At 60.2% G+C, this 25,004-nt stretch carries 12 protein-coding genes; 3 read left to right on the top strand and 9 right to left on the bottom strand.

All coding sequences use genetic code 11. From position 1 onward, the window contains the following. Positions 1-21: 21 nt before the first annotated feature. From DES53_RS15030 to DES53_RS15000, 7 genes are read right to left on the bottom strand one after another with little or no spacing between them, the layout of a single operon-like run. Positions 22-11,802 (bottom strand): filamentous haemagglutinin family protein, encoded by an 11,781-nt coding sequence (locus DES53_RS15030; RefSeq protein ID WP_113959113.1) that lies wholly within the window; start codon positions 11,800-11,802, stop codon positions 22-24. Positions 11,803-11,819: 17 nt separating this feature from the next. Continuing rightward, positions 11,820-12,716, bottom strand: a complete 897-nt coding sequence (locus tag DES53_RS15025) for a peptidylprolyl isomerase (RefSeq protein WP_113959112.1) — start codon at positions 12,714-12,716, stop codon at positions 11,820-11,822. Next, positions 12,713-13,468: a hypothetical protein gene (locus DES53_RS15020; protein ID WP_113959111.1), complete on the bottom strand. Its 756-nt coding sequence runs from the start codon at positions 13,466-13,468 to the stop codon at positions 12,713-12,715. Before DES53_RS15020 ends, DES53_RS15025 begins: the two co-directional genes overlap by 4 nt. Positions 13,469-13,470: 2 nt before the next feature. Next, positions 13,471-15,507 (bottom strand): putative porin, encoded by a 2,037-nt coding sequence (locus tag DES53_RS15015; RefSeq protein WP_113959110.1) that lies wholly within the window; start codon positions 15,505-15,507, stop codon positions 13,471-13,473. A gap of 21 nt (positions 15,508-15,528) precedes the next feature. Beyond that, on the bottom strand, positions 15,529-16,386 hold the full coding sequence (locus tag DES53_RS15010; protein ID WP_113959109.1) for an energy transducer TonB family protein: 858 nt from the start codon (positions 16,384-16,386) through the stop codon (positions 15,529-15,531). 24 nt (positions 16,387-16,410) lie between these two features. Beyond that, positions 16,411-16,809, bottom strand: a complete 399-nt coding sequence (locus tag DES53_RS15005; protein ID WP_113959108.1) for an ExbD/TolR family protein — start codon at positions 16,807-16,809, stop codon at positions 16,411-16,413. A 6-nt stretch (positions 16,810-16,815) separates the two neighbouring features. Continuing rightward, positions 16,816-18,549, bottom strand: coding sequence for a MotA/TolQ/ExbB proton channel family protein (locus tag DES53_RS15000; protein WP_113959419.1), 1,734 nt, complete (start codon positions 18,547-18,549; stop codon positions 16,816-16,818). A gap of 357 nt (positions 18,550-18,906) precedes the next feature. On the opposite strand from DES53_RS15000, the gene DES53_RS14995 reads away from it, so the two are divergent. The 3 genes from DES53_RS14995 (at position 18,907) to DES53_RS14985 (ending at position 23,722) form a co-directional block, all read left to right on the top strand. After that, positions 18,907-19,842, top strand: a complete 936-nt coding sequence (locus DES53_RS14995) for a formylglycine-generating enzyme family protein (protein ID WP_211325557.1) — start codon at positions 18,907-18,909, stop codon at positions 19,840-19,842. Next, positions 19,839-21,620 carry a tetratricopeptide repeat protein gene (locus DES53_RS14990; protein ID WP_113959106.1) on the top strand — a complete coding sequence of 594 codons (1,782 nt, stop codon included), beginning with the start codon at positions 19,839-19,841 and terminating at the stop codon, positions 21,618-21,620. The genes DES53_RS14995 and DES53_RS14990 overlap by 4 nt, the downstream gene beginning before the upstream one ends. 152 nt (positions 21,621-21,772) lie before the next feature. Further along, complete coding sequence (locus DES53_RS14985; protein WP_113959105.1) at positions 21,773-23,722, top strand: PhoX family protein; 1,950 nt, start codon at positions 21,773-21,775, stop codon at positions 23,720-23,722. 78 nt (positions 23,723-23,800) lie between these two features. On the opposite strand, the gene DES53_RS14980 is transcribed toward DES53_RS14985, so the two are convergent. Both DES53_RS14980 and DES53_RS33025 read right to left on the bottom strand, forming a co-directional pair. Then, positions 23,801-24,715: a TIM barrel protein gene (locus tag DES53_RS14980; protein WP_113959418.1), complete on the bottom strand. Its 915-nt coding sequence runs from the start codon at positions 24,713-24,715 to the stop codon at positions 23,801-23,803. An 11-nt stretch (positions 24,716-24,726) separates the two neighbouring features. After that, positions 24,727-24,963, bottom strand: a complete 237-nt coding sequence (locus DES53_RS33025) for a hypothetical protein (protein WP_170157137.1) — start codon at positions 24,961-24,963, stop codon at positions 24,727-24,729. Between the last annotated feature and the right edge of the window lie 41 nt (positions 24,964-25,004).

The following is a 25,004-nucleotide window of genomic DNA, read 5'->3' as shown; positions in this document are numbered from 1 at the left end:
CAGATGATGTCGGCGATGGAATCAGCGAGCGGGATTGGCCCATGGGGCAGGTGCTTGATCGGCCGCACTCTCCTGAGTCTCGAGAGCACGGCGGCGGCGCTTTTCTTCTTCATCCTCCTCATCGCCGGTGCCGGATCCTCCCCCATAACCAAGGACCTCGACGACCATGATGGACGGCACAGCGTCCACTGGCGCAGCTTCTTGACGAGGCGTATTCGCAGCTTGAGTGGCGGCGCTGGCTGCCGCGCCCGCCGTCGATGACGCGGTGGTAAGGCCTCCGATGTTTGGCGCGGCGACTACAGGCGCGGAGGGCGTTCCAGTACTGGTTCCACCCACGGCAATGTTGCTGGCATTCAACACCGCAGCTGCCGCAATACTGAGATTCCCTGTGGCGCGGATGCCCGCGTCGCCGGCATCCACCGTTCCCACAGGCGCAATCAAGTCCACATCGCCCGGCGGCACGTTCTTCACGGTGGCCAGCACGCCAATGCCGCCCCCCGTTGCGAGACCCGCAAGGTCGGTGGTGATATCGGCGCTCTGGGGATCGATGAGCACGCGAGTCGGCGGTGCAGACTGCACTGTCTTCGCTGAAGAACCCGCTGCGATGTCGCCAGTGGACGACCAGATGGTGATGTTGCCCCCGCGCAAGGTGAAGATTCGCGAGATGCCGACATTGACGCTCTCATGAGTAAAGATGGTGATCGAGCCCCCGGACTCCGTAACCACACCTGGAGGGACTTCTGGACTCCCGAGAATACTGTCCCCGAGCGCCAGGCCGCCTCCGGGTGCTATGATGCCAATCCCGCCGCCACTCTTGCTGCGGATGTCCCGTGAGAAGGTGCTGATGTTCCCGGCATTGCTGCCTGCTTCCGGGAACAACGCATCAATGGCAGCGAACCCCGCATCATAATTTCCAGCCGTTTCGAAATCGCGGCCTGCATCCCTCAGGGCAATGAAGAACAGCTCCAACACGATCCGTGCCCGTTCCTCATCGCTGAGCTTGTCGAGCGCATCCACATTGGTGATGGCGACGCCGTTGGAAGTCGCGCCGAGTTCGGAGAAATATCGGGCGCCCAGTTCGCCTTCCAGTACTTCGGAAACGAAGGTCTCGATGTCCAGTGTGCCCCTGGACAGGCCAAACGTACTGCCAAGACCAGCGCCCACAATGAGGTTCGCCCCTTCAAAGGGCAGGTAGGGGTTGCGCGCATTGCCAATGCTGGTGATACCCGCGCCGGTGCCATCGGCATTCACAGCGCCCGAACCAAGTGACAGATCTCTGCCGGCCAGGATGGCCAGCGTGCCGGGACCGCTAACCTGCAAGTCACCTGACAACGGACCCGAGCCCAAATTCAGTAGATTGCCCGGAGCGGCCGCCTGAACACGGGCCGGCGAGCTGGGATTGTACGCCACAATATCGCGTCCCGCAGCCACGATGCTGATGTCCTCCTTGTCCACATTCTGAATGAAGAGGGCTACATCCGTGATATCTCTGTCGGCAAATACTTGCATTCTCTTCGGAGAAAACACCGTGAGCGAAGCGATGTCACCACCACCGGCATACAGTCGAACCGGATCAGGATCGTTCTTGTGAAGGAGCCCGGGAGTATGCAGCGCCTGCTTGAACTGAAGCACAGCGGCGTTGCCGGTCGTGGAACCTGTCTCGGCAAAGCGGCGGTTGAAGGCGTCCAGAAAATTCGTCTGCGTGATGCGGCTGCCACCGGCGGTTGGGATCTCAAGAAAGTTCTGATACGCCAGCGGTTGGGTGACGCTGTAGATGCCTGACGGATCCGTATCAGAGACATTGATCGTCGTGGCAGCCCAGAGCTTGGTCGTCACTCCACCGATGGTGACGTTACCCGTGGGGCGCATGCCGTTGATGGCTCCTGCTGCCAAAAATTCAAGGGATCCCGTCGACGATGGGCTGAGGATAAACTGCCCAGCCGTATTAATGTCACCCGAGAATGCCGTCACTTTCAGAGTTGGCGCCATGAGATCCATCACAGTCCGGAAGGGTGCGACGCTGCTTTCAGCGAGTCGCAACCAGGGCTGCGCATTGGAAGCGGACTGGTCCTGTCCCGAGGTGACCAAAAGCAGCTCCTTCCGGAACCATTCATAAAGCACCGGTGAAACGCCGGTCTGCGTGCTTCCCGGCATGGTTACGGCCTTGCGCAGATTGACCGTGCCCCCGAGCGACGAGATCTCCACGCCGCTGTCTGGGGCATACGTGGAGAAGTACGTCTTGTACCAGTGCGAGTTGTTGAATCCCTGCGGCATCAGGAACGCATTGGCCACAGGGCCGAGCAACACATTCCCGCGGGCGGAAACATCGAATGTGCTCTTCCCGACAAACAGCGTCGTCGGAAGCCAGGTTTCCGGAGCAAGCACATCGGGCGTGTTCAGGTTGGCAATGATGCCGCGCGAAGGGGATCGGGTCCGGTTGGTGGTGACTTCATTGCCGGCGAAGAGCGTGCCCGTTCCTTTCTCCACGTAATACACACCACCATCAATGTTGCGCCCCGCACGCACGATGAGGTCGCCGCCTCCCAACTCCACGAGAGAACCGGCATTGGGCGCGATCGGCGAGCCACCCGTTGTCTTGCCCGGCATGCGAGCGTTGGTGGGCAGAAGGGCGTCCACGTTGCTCACATCACGTCCGGCGATCAAAGTGACATCACCGCCGCCAAGCGCACCCACACCTTCAAAGAAGTTTGTGAAGTCCACCCACCACGTCGTCGACGCGATGTCACTGACGGGAGAGTTGTAGCCATAGCTGGACTCGGTGAAGAGCCCCGTCAGCGGATCCACCGCGCCACGCCGATAGAGCCAGTTGGTCGGCATTTCGCGCGACGAATCTGCAATGAGAGCATTCAGGCCATTGCGAGTGAGATGCGTGATGTCGTTGCCAGCCACCACGGAAATGCTGCCGCCCGAAAGGGTGTACTGGACCGGGGCCGGTGTGGTTTGCTGAGGAGAACCGAGTGGGCTGGGCGGAGTAGCCGTGGCCGCGTTGGGCTGCGGGATATCGAAGGTGCCGCCCATCGTAGGATCCTGGACCTGGACGCCCGCGGTGAAAATCACCGCGAACTGATTGAGCAATTGCACATCTCTTGCCGTCGCAATGTCAATGCTTCCTGTGCCGGTGCGGATGGCTTGATACTTGTAGGCACTGGAGGTTGGATTGCCAATGGCATTGGCAGTCAGCGCGCCAGTTCCAGCGGTGGTTGTGTTAGCCCCTCCATTCTTGCCCAACTGCAGCGAGCCTGAATTCGCGGCTACATTCGCCAGGGGGCGCACTTGATGGAAATCCACCGCCTGCACATCGGATCCTGCCGCGAAGCGGTAGCTCCAGGACTGCAGGTTGAGCGGCAGATTGGGATTGTAGGCCAGAAGACCTGATGTGTAGAGCGACGACGAGAATCCATCGCTGATGGTGTTGAGCAGCACCAGGTTTCCGGAGGCGCGCAATGTCAGCACTCCAGCCGCTTCCTTGGGACCAAAGCGGAATCTCTGGCCCGCCGTTGTGTTGCCGAGATTCCAGTCAGAAGTCGAAGTGCTGTTCGTGGCACCCAGCGTGAGATCGCCCAGGCGGTTGATGATTTCGGAACCTGGCGCGATCACCAGCAGTGGTGCGATGCCGGTATTGCTTCCCACAATGCGATTGAACATCGTGTCGTAGCCGGCGGAAGGAGATCCCGCGACACCCACGAAAGCATTGCCATTGGTGCGGACGTTGTTTTGCACGGTGGTGGTGATCGTGGCACCGGCGGCGTTGGAGAGATCAAAGAGCCAGTAACCTTCCACGAGAATGCTCGAGGCTCCGATGACCGAGCCGTCGATGGTATCCACAGCCACGTCCGTGACGTTGTTGAAGGCGGTGCCAATCTGCGGGGCACGAAGATGAAGTGTGCCCGTGAGCCAGCCCACGGAGGCGCTGTCCGGGGTGTTCGCCGCGACGGAAAGATCAATGGTGGAGCCCGAGCGAATGTCGACCCAGCCCGTGGGAGCGGTGGTCCCGCCCCGAATCACCCCATTTTTCTGGGAACCCGCCTCCAGGAAAACCGCGCCACCCTTGCCAGCATTGCTGAACGTCTGTGCGCTGGCATCTAACAACGAACCGGACTCCAGAATCACATTCCCAAAGGCACGCAACGCGATGGAACCTCCTGTGACACCCGAGGAATCCACCGTGCCCGTCACCGTGATGTCTCCAGAATCCACGGACAAGACGAAATTCCTCACCGCAGTGATGCCGTCCACGACCACCGCGGTATCAAGGCGGTTGCGGATGGAGCGTGACTCATTGAAACCCACGAGTGAAGGCGTGATGCTGCTGAGCAAGCCACCCTCCAGTCCACCCACATCCAGAACCAGGCTGCCGCTAAGTCCTCCACTGCCACCGACACCAAGCAGCCGTCCGTCGATGGAAAGCGTCTTGGTGGGAGACACGATGCTGATCCTGCCGGCATCACCGCCGCCCACGTGGGCCGAGGCATTCAATACCGCGTCAGGAAGGATCGACACCGCCCCCGCATCCGCCGTGAGTGTGATTTCACCCGCGTCGGTGTACTTCACCATATCATAAAACGTCTGCGCCGTGCCGCCGACATCAAGCCGGCCTCCGATGGTGAGATCTCCCGTAGTCGCGCGAACGGACAGCAACCCACTCGGCAGGATGACATCCGCATTCACAAGGGCGCTGGTGCCCTGCAGGGCGAGTGTCGCCCCCAATCCTGAAGTCACATGCGCTGCCTCTCCGGTGTGCTGCACAACCAGCGCGCCACCCGCGGTGAGTGCCTGCACTGCGGAGCGTGCGGCGCTGACCACCGGCGTATTCACCGTGACGTTCTGCTGGGCTGTGAGACCGCCGGTACCGGTAAAGAGCAGTTCGTTGCCCGCAGTCAGCACCACGGACGCATAGCGATTCACCGCCATGATATTTGCGCCGATTTGGATGTTTTCAGCGTTGAACTCCAAGGTGCCAGACGCCGCCCCAGCCGTGCCCGTGACCGGTACATTGGCGGCATTGTCCAGCAGGATGGATGATGCACCGAAGGAGACCGAGCCAGCGCCTTGATTGAACCCACGGATCTCCGCCGCATGCAGCGTGAGACTCCCCTGCGTGGTGAACCCTCCGGTGCCATAGAAATCCATGGACGAGTAACTCAACAGAGAGAGCGTCCTGGCGGAGCGGAGCGAATCCAGCGCATGCCCGGAGAGCACCAGGCCTACTGTAGGCTGCAACGCACCGGGACTGTTGAACTGCACGCTGATCTGCCCGCTGTTCAAGTTGATGGACTCGCCCGTAAGGGTGGCGCTCGAGTGAAGCGAGGTCGCATACGTGGAATCCAGCGTGAGGCTCGCGCCTTGCAGACGTACACCAGCGCCCACCATCAGGTTGGGCTGTGTGGAAGCGGCCACGGCCCCGCGTTTCGTGACCGCCGCAGGATCGCCGCTTACGCGCACGAGAGCCCCATCTCCCAGCGAGATTGGGATGGAACCACCGGTACCACTGGCGAAGCTGATGGTGCCTGCTCCATTTAGCGTGACCGTGCTGCCAGGGGCCAGTGCTGTGGGAGTGTTGGCCGCAAGCGTCGTAGTCGTGCCATTGGCGGCTGTGATGGTTCCACCCACGGTGGACGTGATGCGATTGTCCCCTGGGGTGCCATTTGGGAAGCTGATGGGTGTGCCTCCACGGGCGAAGGTGATGTTCTCACCCACACCATGCAGTTCGAGTGCTCCTACCACGGTGAGCGAGTCTGTAGATCCAAGGGAACCGGACTGCACCACGGAAGAGCCCGGCGCCAGCGTCAGGTTCTTGTTGGCCGCAAGAATGATTTCGGGCCCGGAGAGCGCACCGCCAGGGTTGTCGAGCGTGAGATTGCCTGAGCGGACGGTCACCGTGGTGCCTGCCTCGCCAAAGGTCCTGAAGCCGCCAATCAACAGGCTCTCCGCACCGAAGCTGGACAGCTTGGACGCACTGAGGGTGAGCACTCCGGAGCCACCTCCGGTGCCAGAGTCATTAATCAGAATGTCGAGCACACTGCTAATGTCGATCAGGCCGCCTCTCCCGCCGTGACCCGCACGTGCATTCACATTTCCATCCAGCCGCATGGCCTGACTTGCCTGGAGCAGCAGGTAACCACCGTCCTGTGGGAGGCGCGGCACATCTGCTCCCACCGCCAGCGCTCCCTCACGAAGGAAGGTGCTAGCGAGATAGCCTTCGTACTCCGCGCGCTGCAGCATGGTCGAGGCTGGGGCCACTTCGAAGCGGGAGAACCTGGGTGAGAGGACGCGATCGGCATTCAGATCGTTGAAGCGATACCCGGCCACAAAGCTTGATCCATCTGCGTTGGTGAAAGTGCCGATGGGGCCTCCACTTGCCGGTGTCACCAGGAACGCTCCCGGCAACAGCGCGTAACGCGCAGGCAGCAAGGTATACACTCCCGCTCGCAACCCAGGACTGCCATTCAAGTACACGCGATCACCCACTGAGAGTGTGTCATTGACATAGCCGCTTTCGCCCTGGGTCAGATTGTCATCGAACGCGGAGTCGTTGAACGGTGCGTAGGGAGCAAAGTTAGCTGCATACCCGGGGATGATGGCAAAGCTGCCCGTGGAGCCAAGAATATCTGTCCCTCCCCCATTGCCGGGAATGAACCGGTAGGCAAACAGATCTCCACCGCCACTGATGTCGATCAAGGATCCGGATTCGGTGGTGAGGCTGCGCGCCGAGAGATTCACGGCTTTGGACGGCACACCGCCGGCAGTGATGTCGATGCCAAAGGGATCCACCCAGACATTGCCATCCGGGCTGAACCCGTAGGGGATGAGCAACTCCTCCCGTGTGATGCCATCCACTGCGGAAACGGAGGTGACACTGCCTGCCGCCAGGGTGAGCTGCTGGGTCGTCGCCACGGCCACACCACCAATGAGAGATATCGGAGCGGAACCAGTACCATCCCAACCGAGATTGATGGTACCTATGGGCGCACGCAGCACTCCGCCTTGATGAATGTGGGATGCGTAGATGCTCAGCACCCCTCCTGCCGAAAGTGGCGTGTTCTGCGACCCTGTGCCGAGTATCGTCACGCTGCCCTGTTGCAGACCTGCGGGGGTGGCATAGTCATGCGCCACGATCGTGAACTTGGCTCCGGTGGTCGGGTAGATCTGACCAGCCTGGAGGATCAGATTGCCTGCAATCTCCAAACCTCCATTCCCGCGGATGTCCCCTCTGGCAAAGAGTCTCGCTTCCCCGATACCCTGAAGCGAGAGCGTGCCGACATCCAATGTATCCGCAGTGACCTGCAGACTGCCGGTGCCCCAGGTCGGGGAGAATTTGTACTCGCTGGGATTGTTTCCAGAAACATCCGTGCCTTCGAACAGGGGGTTTGGCTGATCCGATTGAAGCGGGGGACGGAACGGCTGGCCGAGCCGCACATACGGTGCCGATAACTTCACCAGAGTGTCTGCACTGATGACGCCACCGGAGGCGACCTTCAGGAAGCCACGCGCGTGGATGTCAATGAGGCCGGAGAATTTGACGTTTCCACCGAGCGTAAGGGAATCGAAACCTCCTCCGAGGAAGTCCTCCACCGCGAAATACCCCATGCCAGGCACGGGCAATCCTCCTGCGCCAAGCACGGCCTTTCCAATTGCGGACTCGCCCGGAGCGAACGGCACCGGAATGGTGGGCCCACGCTGGGTGACAACGAGATTCATGTCAGCCGTGGTCTCCTGTGTATTGGGCAGGACAAACCTTTGGGAACTCACGGACAGGCTGCCGCCCAGCGCCCGCGGTCCACCTGCCCCGCCCCTCAAGGTCGCATCGACAAAGAGCATCTCACCGCCAGTAAAGGTCATCGTGCCACCATCGCTATCCACACGCGTAGGCACACCCAATCCCTGGAAGAGCGGTGAGTTGATACCGCTGGTGGCGGGAATCATGGGCAGCACCAGCGGGCCATTGAGATAGTAGTTGAGCCCGAGTTGTGACGGATGGAAGTCCAGCACGCCGCTCGTTCCTGAAACATCCAGCACAGCGCCCGCTGCCGCCACGATGTTTCCACTGACTGCAATGCTGCCACCCGGAAGCACACTGCCCGTAGCACGACCAAACACATCCGGTGTGAAAACGGTTTTGCCTTTGGTGGATAGAAGACTGCCCGGTGCGAGATACACGGTCGCCAGGGCTTGAGTCGCCAAATTCGGATCAGGCAAGGGAAACTCAGCCGCGCCCTGCACCCTGATGGAACCTCCGGGCGCCTCAATGGATCCAAACACCGCTACCGTACCGCCGACGAAGGAAACCGAGCCCAGCGCATCTGTCTTGATGGAGGCTCCCCTGCCAAACACGATGTCGCCGCGTGATAGAAGCACCGTCGTGGCGAACGGATTTCTCAGCACCGACGCATTGAGGGAGATGCTGACCGGTGAACGCATGCCTTCAGGTTTCAGAACCGTGATGAAACTCGCGTCCTGCGAGTCCGGGGAATTGAGCACCGCGACCTGACTCAATGCCACCGGTTCAATCTTCGTACCTGGAGCGACATAGACCGCAGGTGTGTCTGGCTCCTCGGGATCACCGACGCCAGCAAGGCTGAATTTCGCAAACCCTCCCTGGCTGAAGAATTCGGGGTCCAGCAGCAGGGTGTTCTCCTCATGCAACGCACTCCCACCAATCTGGATCAACATTGCCTGTATCGAGAGCGAGCCCCCGGTGGCCCCGGAATAGCCGCGCAGCTCCGAACCGAGAAGCAAGGGGCCTCCGACAACTGCAGGCAGTCCAGGATCCTGCCCCGTCTTGACCACAATGCTGCCCGCGTTTCCGTAGCTGCGCGCGCCGGTACTGCTCACTGCGAATCCACCGGAAACATCGATCACACTCCCGGCAGAAAGGTTTGCCGAGAAGGCGGTGATATTCACCGTGCCACCATCCGTCACCATCGGGAGGGACAAGGGCGCGGAAGCACTGAGCCGATCATCCACGAGCAGGCCTGCGGTGTTCAGGACTGCGGACGGCCCGAGAGTCACCAAGCCTCTTCCCACGCTGGGCTGGGGTAGGGAAGGGGTCTCTGCATCTTGCAGAGCCTGCGTCACCGTGGGAGAAATGTTGTAGGCCAGCAGTGAGACGAGCCCCCCCGGAGCGGTGATGGTGCCATTCACGGTGATGTTTGCGGCACTGATCCTCAAGGCGCCCATGGGTGGGGCCACCACATGCACACTCCCAGGCACAGTGACATCACCATCCGGGTTCTCAATGGTCAGGCTGGCGAAGCCGTTTGAGGTGAAAATCGCGGGCGAGATGAGCACTCGGGAAAGACGATCTGCCGGCAGAGGCAGGGGTTCACCGGAGGCATCCAGTTCGAACGCACCCACGGAAGTCTGCGCTGTGTTTTCCTGGAACACAATCTCCGGCGGGGTCGGTGATACGAAAGGATAGTCCGGCTGCTGCATGAGCTGGCTCTTGAAGGCCAGAGTGAGTTCACTTCCTTTTGGCAGAACTTCGCGCTGGCGTGAACCCGCGACAGTAGCGCCGCGCATCACGCCATCGAGTGCCATGGCGGATGCTCCCATCACAAGACTGCCCCCATCACCACCGTGGATATACGGCTGCTCATAGTGCTCGCCCGTCATCCAGGGAATCTGATATGTCCGGGTGATGCCCCAACGCGTGTGCACTTCGGAGAAGAGTCCGGTGAAGATGCCGTCGTAGACCATGTCAGGTGTGGCATCCGCGATCTCCATCAGGTATCCGGAGTGCATGACGCGGGTCGTTTTGACCGTTCCACCCTGGTAGTTGATGAACCCGCCCGAGACATCGATCACCGCACCCTGCTGCAACACCACGGAGCCGCCGGCATTCAACGTCACCGAACCCCCGGCAACCGTGAGTTCTCCGACGGTTCGCTGGATGAGGCCAAGATATCCGCTGAGATCCGCAAGCGGTGTGCCGTACCAGGTCTTTCCGTTGTAGATGCCGGTCTTGCGCAGATCGACAGTGATGTCGGGATTGTCCTGACCTATCTGGCGGAAGATGCTGTTTCTCTGCAGCGGCGAGCCCGCGAGTTCGGCGCCGCGCAATTCCACCGTAAGGATGTGCTGGCTGAGCGGTGCACTGATGTCCGTGGAGCCCGCGACATTGATCATGGCGCCGCGATCCACATAGATCTGACCACCAGAGTACACAAAGGTGCTGGTCGCATTGACATCTCCGTTGAGCGTGAAGTCCCAAACACCCGCGCTGATTGCCACGAGTGCATTGGGAGCATGAATCGAAGAGGCCGCTCCAAGGTGCACCACTTTGCCCCGGATATTGACCTGCGAGCGCAACGCCAGTTGCGTGCCCACCACGGTCTCGGCACTCAACCATTCCGGAAGGAGACTCACAAGGCTTCCCGCACCCAACTCCACGACGCCGGTGGAGCGGCGCAGGAACGGCGGTATGTTCGGACGGTCAATCGGACTGTACGCGGTATTGCTGAGGGCATCGTAACTGGCATCGAAGTCGATGCGCCCATTCAACGAGACGGATGTGGAGCTCTCGATGGCGCCATGGTGCCGGATGGTCTTGCCAGCGAAGGTGACGTTGGCACGCGGAGCGCTGATGTAGCCGGTGTTGGTCACCGTGCCTGCATATTCCGGCAATGCGGCATTGGGATCTTTGACGGCGCCGATGTATACATCCAGGCCACGCAGGGTGGGATCACTGCTGCGGTGCGCCTCGAAGCCCACTTGCAAACCTGCCGCAAGGATTGTCTGACCATCCGGCGTGGAAATGGTGCCCGCATTGTTCACGTTTGCTCCGACAAGCATGACACGGCCGCCTACATTTGCCGCCGTGGTGGGAGCGACAATCTGCGCCCCGGCCTGCACGGTCACATCGCCAATCCTGCCACTCGCAGGAAGCGGCGGTGGTGTGAACGCTTCAGTAGGGCCCTTTGTTCCCGCCGCCTGGGCCATGGCGGAGAAGAGGAATTGCGCATCCGGATTGTTGAGCAGACCACGCGTGATCAACGTGTTCTTTGTCGGATCCGAGATGAGTCTGCCATGGCTGTCATAGGTGCCGCTGATGGGAAGTGACGATGCCACCAGCACATGCGTATTCACCTGGCTGCCACCACCGAAGATGATGCCGTTCTGATTGATGATATACACCTGCCCGGGTGCCGTGATGGCGCCGAGAATCTGCGAAGGTGAGCCGGAGGGGTCGTTCACCTTGTTGAAGGCAATCCATTGCCCCACGTCGTTACCACCTGCACTTTGATCGAAGTACAGGTGGGTGTTGCGACCCACGTTGAAGGTGCGCCAGTTGAGCAACGCTTGGGATGCAGTCTGCTTCACGGTGACGCGAACCTTGCCTGCGCTGCTCGATTGTGTGGGCAAACTGGCGCCGGACCATCCGCCGCCCGGCTCGACTTGAAGTCCGCCCACGGCAAGTCCATTGGGTACGTCCGGCAGCATCAATCCAGGATGATTCGGATCCGGGCCGAGGTTGTTGGCGCCTCTCGCCGTGGCGGCGGCCTGGGCTGCAGCTTGCATGGCCTTCGCGGCATTGAGCGCCTGCGTGGTGCGGGATAGCGCATCCTTCGCATTCGCGCGTGCCTGTGCCGCCGCCGCCGCAGTGGCCTGGTCGCCAGCATCGGCACGCTTGGCATTGGGCTTCGCAGCACCGCCGCGCAGGATGTCACCTCCATGCACCATGGCTCCCGCAGCAAGCATCACGCAGGCTACGATGCTCCATAGCGCGAGGCGCCCCGCAGGACGCCGCACACCGGAAGGATTCAGGGTTTCCGGGTGACGCATGAGGGCTGGTGAGTCGGCTACTTCTTCGTGGGGGGAGTGGCCAGTTGCGAGACCGCGACCTCATTGACGGCCACAGGATTGTCTCGAACGAGTTCGGCGAGGTAGGCCTGGGTATTTGCCCGCGCTTTCTCTGCACGCATCTGGCTGACGAGCCGGGGCCTCACTTGATCAAGCGTCGGTGTGAAGCTTTCCCGGACATCGAGGACCTTCAAAATGTGCCAGCCATCCTCCAATCGGACGGGCTCGGAGATGGCATTGAGCGAGAGCGCGGGCAGACGGGAGAGAATCGCCGGCTGAATCTGATTCTCCGTGAGCCATCCAATCTCTCCACCGCGTGAGGCACTGTTCGTCTCCTGGCTGTGAGCCGTCGCGATGGCCGGGAAGTCCGCGCCAGGCTTCGCCAGCATCTTGCGCACTTCATCGAGTTTCTTCTCGGGTTCACCAGGCTTCGCGTCTTTCGCGTTCGAAATGAAGATCTGCGCGAGGCGATAGCTGCGTGGCACGAGCAGCGCCGGCTTGCTGATCTCATACGCCGCGGCGAGCTCCTCCTGGCCCGGATAAGTCTCAGGGACAGCGCAGGTGGATTGCAGATAGCTTTCAGAGATCGCGGTCTCACGCATGCGCGCGACATAGGCCGTGATCTCGGGGCTCTGTTCCCAATTCTCCTTTGCAGCACGCTCAAGCACGAGCTTCTGCACGAGTAGAGAACGAACCATCTGGCCAAGCAATGCCGGATCCTGCATGGCTGTTTCGCGTTCGTACTTCGGCAAGGCCGCGAGTGACGCGCGGATATCCTTGAACTGCACCTGGTGGGTGGCCACACTTCCCAGTATCAGGTCATCGGCAGGCGGTGCTGCCAGCAGGGAGCCGGCGGGCAACAGCAGCAGCGACATCAGAAGGAGATGGGCCTTCATGACTCTCCTTTCTGTGCAGAAGATTTCGCCGCGGGCTTTTCGGAAGGAGCGGCCGGTGCGGTTGCGGAGGCCGGAGGAGAGGAGGTGGAGGAGGCAGACTTCTGAGCATCTTCCGGCTTGATGCGACCGTCAGCGAGCTTGTCCGAATAGTCCTGGATGAGGGTTTCAAACTTCACACGTGCGATGCCGGTGAAGGGCTCCCGACGGACAATCGCAGTACCGAGGCCAAACTTTTCATACCGCGTGAGGATTTCCAGGCCCAGCTTGTGCAGTTCCTGGTTCTTCACCTGCTGCTCTGCCACCCGTCGCTCAAGCACGATCACCTTGGCGGCAGCTTTCACGCGCCTGGCCTCGGTATCATTCGCCACGGTGGCGGCCTGCTTGTAGCCCGTCTTCCACTTCTCCAGATTGGAAGTGAGTGCCGCTAGCTCCGTAGCCTGCGTGCCGATCCTGGCATCCTGTTCCTTTGCCACGCGGGCGGCGTTCGCCTTGTCGGTATCTGCCTGCTTAATCAGGGATGTAATGCGAGCATTGAGCTCTGTGATTCTGGCCTCAGCCTCCACCAGCTTCGCCTGGGAGGCGGCGTTTTCGGCCTGGGCCGTCTGCAACTGAACCATCGTGTTCCGCAGCGCATCACGCATGCGACCCATGGTGGCCTCGATGGCCTTGGCATCCTGTTGAGCAGGGAGTGAACCCGTGATGAACAGCAGCGGCACAATCGCGAGCAGAAGTCGGGGGTGCGGCGTTTTCATGCTTAGAATTTTGCGGAGAGGTCAAAGAGCACGACATCACTCTTAAGCGGCGGGCCAGCGATCTGCGTGGCGCCCATCCAGCGGACACTGACACTGACACGGGAGGAGAGCGCGAGAGCCGCACCCAGCGTGTAGCCTTTCACATTCGTGCCGCCGACGGCGAAATCGGAATCGGTGAAGGCATCCACCACCGCGTCTGATTCCACGTAACGATAGCCCACGCTCAGGTTCCAATCGCCTGCTTCCTGGAATACCGCCTTGCCCACGATGAGACCCACGTTCCATGCGGTGTCTCCACCTTCAAAGTCACCCACTCCTGTGGGAATGCCGGAGTCATCCACAGGCACGGGACCGCGGTTGTTCACCGCCACCTCATTGATGGACTCTCCATCGAAGTCCATGTTCTTCGCGTACTCACCCAGCAGTGACACCTGGAATGGCTCGAAGTGATTGAAGTCCAGTCGCGCAGAGTACGCTGCCACCTTGAATGGTGTGGCCAGGCCGAAGTACTGGAACTGCTTGCTGGTACCGAAGTCGTTGAGCGGGCTCGGAATGATATCGCGAATCGGGCGATAGGTATTGCCCTTCTGCGCAAACGAAGGACGGCTGTTGTCCGCATCGCTGGCATCCGAACTCGTCAGCGGGATGTAGGGCGTGGAGAGACGGCCCTCCACGCTGTTGAAGTCATAGTAAGCAGCGGCCACCTTCGCAGCGAAGTCCTTGTCATGCTTGAACTCGATGCCGACCTGCGCAGCGTAGAGCCACTTGTCCTCACTCTCAAACTTCGCCGGCTGGTTCGAGGAGAAATTGAAGTCCGTGTTGAAGATGGGGAATGCACCCCCATTCACGAAGACGGAAAGGCTCTCGTTGAGCGGCACGCGAAGTTGAGCCGCCACGCCGTCAAAACCCACGTCCTCATCCCAGAGGATCTGGCTGGTGGTGAAGAACGGATTGTCAAAGCGACCAAAGAGGAAAGCGACACCCCAGTCGTGCCCACCACCATACTCGTACTTCATGAATCCCCGGTCGAGCCAGATGGAATACTTGCTGAAGTTTCCCCCTGACCCACCCAGCGTCTGATTGGTGGAAGCGGGACTGTTGTTTTCGCCAGTGGCGATGCGGATGCCGCCGGAGAATCCTTCCTCCAGATTCACATCCACGCCGAGGCGGGCGCGCAGCCGGAGGCGCTGGCGCTCCTGATCCACATTGTGCTGTGGTGAGAAGACGGTGCCCGCGACATCAAAGGGTGAGCCGGTGTTGATGGCATTGAAGTTCGGGAAGGAGCCCGTGTTGTCGTTGCCGTCCGGGAAGAAGACCCCCTCATAACGCAGACGCACATCGCCGAAAAAACGGAAACGGCTGGCCCAGTCCGGCATGGTGCGTGGCGCTGCCCAGCCTTCATCGCGCGCCTGGGAGAGCACCATGTCCTTGAGCTGCTCGCGAATCTCCACCTTCACATTCTCCGGCACATAGGTGACGCGCACGGTGTCGCCATCCACCGCCATGGCATCCTGCTCGGCTTCCTTCGCCTTTGCGACCTCGACATCGGCTTCGGCCTGGGCAATCAGTTCCTGGGCCTCCGCGTGAGTGAGCACCCCCTTTTGCACGAGGCGGTTGATCAGATTGATGGTGACGTTCTGCGTGGGTGTCGCGGGCCCCGAACGTGGCGAAGCGATGGGCTCCGGCGCAGGCTCGGGATCCGTGCCGGGAGGATTCAAGGCGAGTGGCTGCGCGGTGTCGAAGAGCAGCGCGGAATGATCGTCCGCCGGAGCAGGAGTTGCAGCCGTGGCAGCCTGAGATGGTGCTGGCGTGGAAGAGGGAGCGGCAGCAGAGGTCGGCGCGGGAGTGGGTGCCTCTTTCTTTCCCGGTGAGCCGACGGGTGCGGTGTTGGCGGCAACCAGCATGTCGGCACCGTTGCCCACGGGCAGTGCAAGGCGCTGTGTCTCCCGTGCAAGAGCTCCAGACGACCCGACGGCAACCAGACCTGCGATCAGGATTGGGAGATGTTTGCGAAGGAACTTGGTGACAACAACAAGCATGATGAAGTTTAGGGGAATCTTCTAGCCCGGACGTCGGGCGGTGAGCCGGAGAACAATCGGCATTGGCATGTCTGCCGGAGGGGGTTGCTGCAAACGGAGGCCGGTGAGAACTTCGTCACGAATGGCGCGGTCCAGCACCGCATCGCCGCTGCCGCCGGCTATCGTGGCGCGTGTGACGAGGCCATTGGCGTCCGCCCAGATGCGCACCTGCACACTCATGCTCGCATTCTTGGTGCGGGAGTTTTGTCGCATGGCTTCCGCGATGCGTGTCTGTACCTGGGCGGCATACCAGCCGTACTTGCTGCCACCGCGCCCACGGCCCAAACCATCTCCGCTTCCAATCCCGCCGCCACCGCCGCGGCCACCACTCAACCCAAATCCATCTGGTGGTCCGTTGCCCTGCACATTGGTGCCAAGAGGCGCGGGAGGTGGCTCATCCATCTTCGCAGGTTCAGGCTCAGGCTCCGGTTCATTCACCGGAGTCTGCTCCACCATCTTCTCCTCGGGCTCCTCCTTCGGCTGCTGAATCTTGGGCGGAGGAGGTGGCGGCGGCGGTGGTGGTGGTGGCGGCGGAAGCGCGATGCTGAACATGCGTTCCTTCGGCGCGGGCTTGGGAGCCTCCTTCGGTCCCATCATCTGGGTGGTCATGAACCCGCCACCAGCGAGCACCAGCACGCCGAAAATGAGCTTCATCTTGTGCTTCGCAAAGAAGCCTTCCTCGGCCTCGTCCTCCACTGGCGGCCTCTTCACCGTAGCGGAGGCGCGCGGCGGCGGTTGGCGGTTGGCGGTTGCTTCGCCAGAGTGAGAATCTTTTCCCGCCCGCCCACGGTTGCCCGTGCCGTCGCGCCGCACTTCAAGGATGTCAGGACCTTCACTCATGAGGCAGTCGTGGGGAGAGATGCCTCACTTCGGTGCCTGGGTGGCGAGTCCGATCTGGGTGATGCCAGAGCGACCAAGAACGTCCAGCACGTTCATGATCATTTGATATTGCGTCTGGCTGTCGCCGCGGACGACGACGGGAAACTCGGGGGTCTTTGCCTTGATGGCGGCAAGCTTCTGCTCCAGTTCCTCCAGTGATACCGGGACGGTGTTCAAGAACACCTTGCCCTCGTTGTTCACCGTGATGGCCTGGCTTTTTGGCGCATCCATCTTGGAAGCGGAGCTTGCCTTGGGAAGGTTTACCTTGGTGCCCTGCACACCAGCCGTGGTCATGATGATGAAGATCAGCAGCAGCACCAGGTAGAGGTCCACCATCGGTGTGACGTTGATATCATCATAGGATTTGCCGGAGTCAGCTTGCATGGCGGCTCAGTCCTTGAAAACTTCGGCGATTTTCGCCACGAACTCGTCAATGAAGACCGTCATGTCGCTGACGGCGTCCTTGATGCGGGTGCTGATGTAGCTGTAGGCAAAAAGGCAGGGAATCGCGACCGCCAGGCCTGCCACAGTGGCGAGCAGCGCGCCTGCGATACCTGGAGCAATGGAGTTCACTTCCACCTCACCCGTCTTCGCGATGACCGCGAAGGTGATCATCACCCCAATCACCGTTCCCAGCAGACCCAGATACGGACCACCAGCGATGCCGATGGTGAGGAACACCAGATGCGAATTCAGCTTCTGCGTCTCGCGCACCAGTCCCCCGTCCAAAGTGGCGCGGATGGCCTGCACGGAACGACCTGAGAGAGACACGTAACCATCTTCAGCCTTGGAAATGCGGTGGTGAATTTCCGCAGAACCGATCTTGTAGATATGATACAGCGGCGACTGGTTCAGCACTTTCTGCACCTTCTTGCTGGCCTGCCCGCCCATACTGCTCACGTTTTCTGGATCCCCGTGGTCGAGTGAGCTCAAGTCTCCGGCAAGGCCTTCCCATTTTTCCATGAAGGCCTTCGTAGCCTTGTTGATCTTGCTCAGGTACATGAGCTTCGCGATGCACACGATGCCTCCGACGATGGCCAGCGCGCCGCAGAGGTAGATCACGACCCAACCGTCGAGCGTGAGGTCCTTGGAGATGTCCTTCAGCAGTGAAAGGTGCTTCGCGAGTTCGTTCTCGTGATGCCCGCCCTCTCCTGCGCTTTCATCCGCGCCTTCGGTGAGAAGCTTGGCGGTCTTCTCACCACCAGCCTGGGACATGGCGGCGAACTTCACAAAGCCTGCCGAGCGTGCCACCTTCGAAATCGCCATTTCATCAAGCTCACCCACAAATCCTGCCACACCACCTGATGCGCCGGGGTCCTTGCCGATGACACAAGGACCATTGAAAGCTGGAAGCTCTACGCTCAGCGTGGCATAGCTGGCGCCATCGAGATACAAGGTGACCTGGGTATTCGTCGCCACCACCGCAAGGTGCTTCCAGGCATTGGGTGGCAGAGGATCCCCGGCAGTCGTACGTTGCGTTCCGCCCGGGGTGGTGACTTCCACATAGGGGATGCCATTGTCCGCACCGATAACGAGACTGTTTGCACCCTCACGACGGCTGAAGATCGTGGCATTTGATCCAGGCACTGATTGCCTCACCCAGGCAGACCATGTCATCGGCGCTCCCTGCGCGGCATTCAATGTGGCACTGGCAGGGACATTGATGGTGTTCTGCCCCGTGAGACGAAGGCCGCCGGCGATCTGGGCTCCCGTCACCGAAACGCCTGCCTGCTCTCCATGGTTGCCACCCGTGGAGAAGTCCTTGGGTGCCGCATTGTTCTCGGAAAAATGATACACCAGGGTGGTGTCCGTATCGTAAGTGCCCTTGGCATCATCGGCGCGTTCGGCTTCCGCGTGTCCATAGTACAACCAGAATGATACCTGTGCATCGGGCTTGGCGTCAGGCACCTTGATCCAAACGAAAGCTTCGTTCAGAAGCGAATCATATCGCTCGATGTGGTACGACAGCTCCGTCTTTCCATCTTCTGCGATGATGCGGATATCGCTGCCATCTTCCTTGGCGAGGCCGAACTGGAAATTGCCATCATGCAGACGCAGCAGCACTGGAGCGGTGCCGATGGGTTCCGTGATGCCGTCACCTTTAGCGCTCGTATCGAGCGTCATTTTTTTCCTCACAGCCCACGCAGGCTTCCACCAATCCCCCTCTGCTCGCACGCCGTCCGTGACGAAAAGGACGCAAACGAACAAACCAAAATAGAGGAAGGTGTTGAGTCTTGAAGTCTGCACAAACGGGCTTCGGGAGTACGGTGGCACTTCTGAAAATGGTGCCGAGGAACTACCCTCTTAAATCTTGAGTGCCAGACGGTGAGTGCGACGATTTCGTAACATCACTGCGATGGAAGCTCCAAGGAGCAAAGCTAGAAATGGCCACTGGCAATGCAGAGGCAGGAAGACTTCACCCACTTGCAGTTTCCGCGCTCGCGGCGGGTGATGCATGATGATCAGGGCACGAGCACACGCGTGAAGTTTTATCTATATCTGCTGGTGTTTCTTCTGACTTTTGCTTCCTCAGCTTTTTGCCAGGAAGGCGTGGAACAAAGCGCGGGAGCGCGGGCCCGGAAGGAATTCACCAACAGTCTGGGCATGAAACTGGTGGAGCTGCCAGGCTCTCCAGTAGCCATCTCAATCTGGGAAACGCGTGTCTCTGATTGGGATACTTATCTCAAGCATGAGGGCATGACCTGGACACACAGGCCCAGCTTCCCCCAGACCTCCGAGGATCCCGCAGTGAATATCACTCTGCCTGAGGCCATGGCGTTCTGCGTGTGGCTGACAGAACACGAACGAGGCTCCGGCCAAATCCAATCCAGCCAGACGTATCGGCTCCCCACCAAGCTGGAGTGGGATGCTGCGACCGGCATCACCGCAGATGGCAATCAGTCCAACGCACTCTATCCCTGGGGGGACGCCTGGCCACCCATGCGACAGTCGGGAAACTACTGCACCCGGCGCATCGCTGGAGGTCGCGATGATGGTTTTGAGTTTACCGCACCTGTGGGCCAATTTTTCCCCTCCCGGTCGGGATGTTATGACCTCGGTGGGAACGCGTGGGAATGGACCAGCGATGCGGATCCAGACGGCGCGGTGATCTCTGGCTTGCGTGGTGGTTCATGGATGTACTGGCGCCGTGACTGCCTTGAGGCCCAGTACATCTACGGCGCTCCCTCCAACACCCGCTCGCCGGGCATCGGTTTCAGGTGTGTGCTCGAGGATGCTGCAGAGGTCGCTCGTCTCGCACGCGCTCGGCAAGACTCCGCTGCCAGGCTGATGGAGAAGCCGGAAATCGATCAAAAAGAGATCGAGGAAATGAAGCGCAAGCTGATGGAACGGCGCAAGCCGAAGGAAGGGGAAGAGACCACTCCGGCGTCACCCAAGGAAGCTCCCACCACCAAATGAGCGCGCCCGAGGCAACGACATCCACTCCTCAGGAGCCACAGCAGCAGAAGCTGCACGTATCGCGCTCAAATCGGAAGGTCTGGTGGATTGTCATCGGATTGGCCGGGGTGCTCGCAATGTCGGCCGCTGCGTGGAAGCTGATCCCCAAAGCGAAGGAAGCGTGGCGCGCTCGCGAAGCGAAAGAGCTCACCGCCAAGGCAGAGGCGCTCGTGAAATCCGGTCAGCCGGAGGAGGCTTTTCGCTACTATGCAGAGGCCATCCGCAAGACGCCCAGAGATGCCTCCGTGATGCGAGCCATGGCACGGTGCCTGGATGAGATCCCCGGTGCTGAAGTGAGTGCCCTCCGCTGTTGGAATGAACTTCACCACCTCGGTGAAGCCGCTTGGGAGGATACCGTTGCGATGGGACAGGCGGCCCTCAAGAGCAACAACCTCAGCCGTGCCCGCGAGATTGAATCCGCCCTTCCCAAGGCGATCTACGGCAAGCGCCTCGTGCGCGAGTTTCGCACCGCAGTACTCGGCAAAGCGGGCAAGGTGGAAGAAGCGAGGCAGCAGATGCGCCAGATCTGGAGCGAACATCGGGACGAACCCGAGTGCCAGTTGAAGCTCGCGACTCTCGACATCAAATCAACGGACAAGGCTCTGAAGAACGCCGCGGCGGAAACTCTATGGGAAGCAGCCCGTGGAGAGGGCAAGTTTTCAGCAACGGCCATGTTGACCCTTGCCGACTCAGACGTGGTAGCGGCGCCACTGCAACTGGGTGAGCTGGCGCTTCTGGCGAGGAAATCTCCGCTCCTGAAAGACGATCAGCGATACTACATCTTTGATCATTGCGTGGCGAAGGCGCCCGAACTCCTGCCAACGATCATCGGGATGGCCAGAGAGATCACCGCGCTGAGCCGGACAGGATCGCGGGAGCGCTTTTATCAATGGGTGTCCGCACAAAACCAGCCTGATGTCATCCTCAGTGAGATACCGGAGACTGAGGCCATGAATTCCCGTGGCCTCTTCCTCGCCCGCGCGGATTCACTCATGCGCAAGAACATGTGGGAGGACCTTCGGCGCATGCTGGATGGCCGGTTCCCCCCAGTGTCCAAGGTGGACCTGGAACTCATGCGAGCTTTCCTCGCACGCGCCGAGGCTCCAGTGGACAAAAAGCGGGAGCAAGTACGCGCGCATCTCAACGGCGCCATCCTCTTTGCCTCCGGTAACTCCCGCGCCCCAGCACTGGCCCAAGTGGGCGCTGGCGCAGAGTCCCTGGGACAACCAGACATCGCGCTCCTGGCCTACGGCGAACTCGCCAAAATAAATTCGCCGGCACGTCTTCAGACGCTCAAGCGGATCTACTTTCTCTGCGAGGAAAGCGGCGACGCCACGGGCATGCTTAAGGCTGCCAACACACTTCTTGAGCTGGAACCCGCCCTGCTCGCCTATGCAAACAAGCTGGACTATCTGCGACTGATCACTGGCTTCCAGTTGGATGAGGCTCTGGATCATACGCTCCACGCCACCGACAGCGCTCCAGACGATCGGTCGATGACGCACCTCGCGAAATCTCTCGCCGCTTACTATTCGGGTGAGCGTGAAGTCATGAAGGAAAACCTGGAGACGGCGCTTCGTCTGGCATCCAGCCTGGATCCCGGTCCCAAGGCTGTGCTCGCCGGCCTGCTCTGGCAGGAGGGCAAGCGCGAGGATGCCATTTCCCTCGCCCAGGAAGTTCCCGTCTTGAAGATCCTGGAGGAAGAGCGCTGGTTCTTGGAGCCCATCAAGCAGAACTGAACCAGACAGGCATGGGTTCGTGATCGCATGGGCGATTGCTGCCACCACTCTGCGAGCAGTACCGCCACCGAAGTTTGCTCGATGCCTCATGTGACCATTTCGTAACATCCACCTCATTGTCGACCTTCCTTTCTCAAACCTAGGCTAAATCCATGAATCCATCAGAATCCCCTGAGCCGCTCCCCTCGTTCGATTCACTCCTCGCAGAGGCCATCTCCCGCAGAGACTTCGTGCGCATGGGACTCGGCAGTCTGGCCGTGGGCTTTTTTGCCGCCGAATCGTCAGCGAAGGAACCTGAGACTTCCCTTTTCAGCTTTCAAGGAGTGGGTGTCAGCACTGAAGACAAGGTCCATATCCCCGATGCCTACGGCAAACCCAAGGTCCTCTATGCCTGGGGCGATCCCATCGATGGCCAGGGCCCGGTGTTCAAGCCAGATGCAGGCAACTCCGCGGAGGAACAGGAGAAGCAAGCGGGCATGGGCCACGACGGCATGCAGTGGTTTCCATGGCCGGGTGATGATGCGAGCCGCTCGGATCGAGGCCTGCTCGTGATGAATCACGAATACACCGACCAGGGACTCCTGTTCACTGACGGCCTGGAACCGATCACCGAGGAGAAGGTGCGCAAATCGCAAGCGGCCCACGGCGTGTCCATCATCGCCGTCGAAAAGAAGGATGGCGAGTGGAAGGTGGTGCCATCCCAGTGGTCACGACGCGTCACGGCCTACACGCCCATGACACTGACTGGTCCCGCCGCGGGCTGCGAGCTGGTGCGCACACAAGCGGACGCCAAGGGCCTGAATGTCCTCGGCACCTTCAACAACTGTGCCAGTGGCAAAACGCCATGGGGCACCTACCTCGCCTGCGAGGAGAACGTTCATGGTTACTTCGGTTGCGATGCTGAGGGATTCCAACCCAACGCCGATCAGAAGCGTTATGGCTTCACTGCCAGCGGAGCCAACTACGAGAAGGAGGAAGGCAAAGCCACCTCCCTCTATCACTGGTGGAAGCACGACCAGCGTTTCGATCTTGGCAAGAATCCCCACGAGGCCAACCGCTTCGGCTTCGTAGTCGAAATCGACCCTCAGAATCCGGACTCCGTCCCGCGCAAACACACCGCCCTGGGAAGGTTCAAACACGAGAACGCCGCAGTGACCCTCAGCAAGGGAAAGCATGCCGTTGTGTACATGGGTGATGACGAGAAGAACGAGTACATCTACAAGTTCGTCAGCAGCGGCACCTATGATCCCGCCAATCGTGAATCCAATCTGAAGCTGCTGGAAACCGGCACGCTCTATGTGGCGCAGTTCAAGGATGATGGCTCGGGCAAGTGGCTTCCCCTGGTGCTGGGCCAGCCAGGGCTCGTCAAAAGCGATGTATTCACAAATCAGTCCGACATCTCTGTGCGCACACGACAGGCGGCTGACAAGGTCGGAGCCACCACCATGGACCGCCCTGAATGGGTGGCTGTCCATCCCATCAGTGGAAAGGTCTTTGTCACCCTGACCAACAACAGCTCCCGTGGTGAGGAGTCCGCGAAGATCAACAGCGCAAACCCCCGCACCAAGAATGCCTTCGGTCACATCATCAGTTGGGACGAGGCTGGTGGCGATGCGGCGGCGGAAACCTTTCAGTGGAGCATCTTCCTGCTCGCAGGTGATCCAACGATTCCCCCGGCGAAGGATGGCGAACCCAAGGTGAACATCAAGGGCGACATCTTCGGCAGCCCTGATGGCCTCACCTTTGATCCTCGTGGCATCCTCTGGATTCAAACGGATGTCTCCTCCTCCAAGATCGGTCAGAAGGACTACAAGAACTTGGGCAACAACATGATGCTGGCCGCGGATCCCAACACCGGCCTCGTGCGCCGCTTTCTCACGGGTCCGAAGGGATGCGAGATCACTGGACTGGCCTTCACTCCAGATCTCAAGACCATGTTCGTGAACATCCAGCACCCCGGCGAGCGGTCGAAGGAGAACGAACCCAGTGATCCGAAGGATCCCAAAGCGGTCAGCACGTGGCCAGATGGTGCGAATGGCGGACGCCCCCGCCCAGCCACCGTGGTCATCACGCATAGTGATGGGAAGCTGATCGGCGAATGAGTGCGCCAGAGATCCCCGAAGGATCTGCAACAACGAAACGCCGCCTCCCAAGCATGCCTTGGGAGGCGGCGTGATGTCCTATCCGACGAATGGTGCCAGCACATTCCGGGCGACACGGAGGGCGCTCTTGCGGCCTTCCAGAGTCTTCCCAAACGTGTCGTCCTCCACCTCGATGCACAGCGGGCCGTCATAGCCGATGCGCATAACCTCTCCCATGAAGGCAGCCCAGTTGATGTCACCAAAGCCCGGAATGCGCGGCTGGTGCCAACGCAGCGGAAAATCAAAACGGCCCACCTCATTGAGCGCGGCGTGATCGATCTTCACGTCCTTCGCATGCAGGTGGAAAAGTTTGTCGCGGAACTCCGCGAGCGGACGAATCGGGTCCATGCCCTGCAGGATGAAGTGCGAGGGATCGTAGTTTAGTCCGAAGTTCGGTGAATCGATGTCGCTGAACGCGCGCCGCCAGATCGCCGGCGTAGTGAGGAGATTCTTCCCACCTGGCCACTCATCACGCGTGAATGACATGGGACAGTTCTCAATCCCAATCTTCACATCATGATCTTCCGCGTATTGGATGATGGGCTTCCAGATTTTCAGGAAACGAGGCCAGTTCTCATCCACCGTCTTGGTCCAGTCCCGTCCCACGAAGCCATTCACACGTTTCAGGCCCAGCTTCGGGGCCGCCGCGATGACTTTCTTGAAATGGGCCACCGCTGCCCTGGATACCTCGGCATCGGGATCCAGCATGTTGGGATAGTAGCCCAGCGCACTGATGCTCACCCGGGCATGCTGGCACTGGGCAAGGATGTCCTCCGCCGCACCTTTTGTGAGCGACGTCACATCGATGTGCGTCACCCCTGCAAAACGTCGCTCCGCTTTCCCCGTCGGCCAGCACATGACCTCGATGGTGGAGAACCCTTCCGTGGCAGCGAAGGACGTCACTTCCTCAAAGGAGAGCTCCGGTAGAATGGCAGTCACAAATCCGAGTGAGATAGGCATGATGGTTAGTAATCACGGGGGGAGGCACCCCCATATTTCTCAAAGCAGGTGACGAGAAGATGTACATCCGTGATGCTGCCACTGCGGCTCAATGCTGGCCCCGGTCTCCCACAAGCCTTCACGCCGTGGCCTGCGAATGACGGCATAAGATGGTACGCCAGCAGGGCGGGCAGGACCGTCCCTCCGTTGCCATGGGAAGTGACACCTGTCTGCCGGTGGGTTAGCATGATGCGTGCTTTCATGTCCGGTATCTGATTTCCCCCTCACGCCACTCCGGCACCAG

The organism is Roseimicrobium gellanilyticum (assembly GCF_003315205.1).
Lineage (GTDB): Bacteria > Verrucomicrobiota > Verrucomicrobiia > Verrucomicrobiales > Verrucomicrobiaceae > Roseimicrobium > Roseimicrobium gellanilyticum.
Note: the sequence above shows the minus strand (reverse complement) of the source record. Positions and strands in the feature narration are given on the sequence as shown.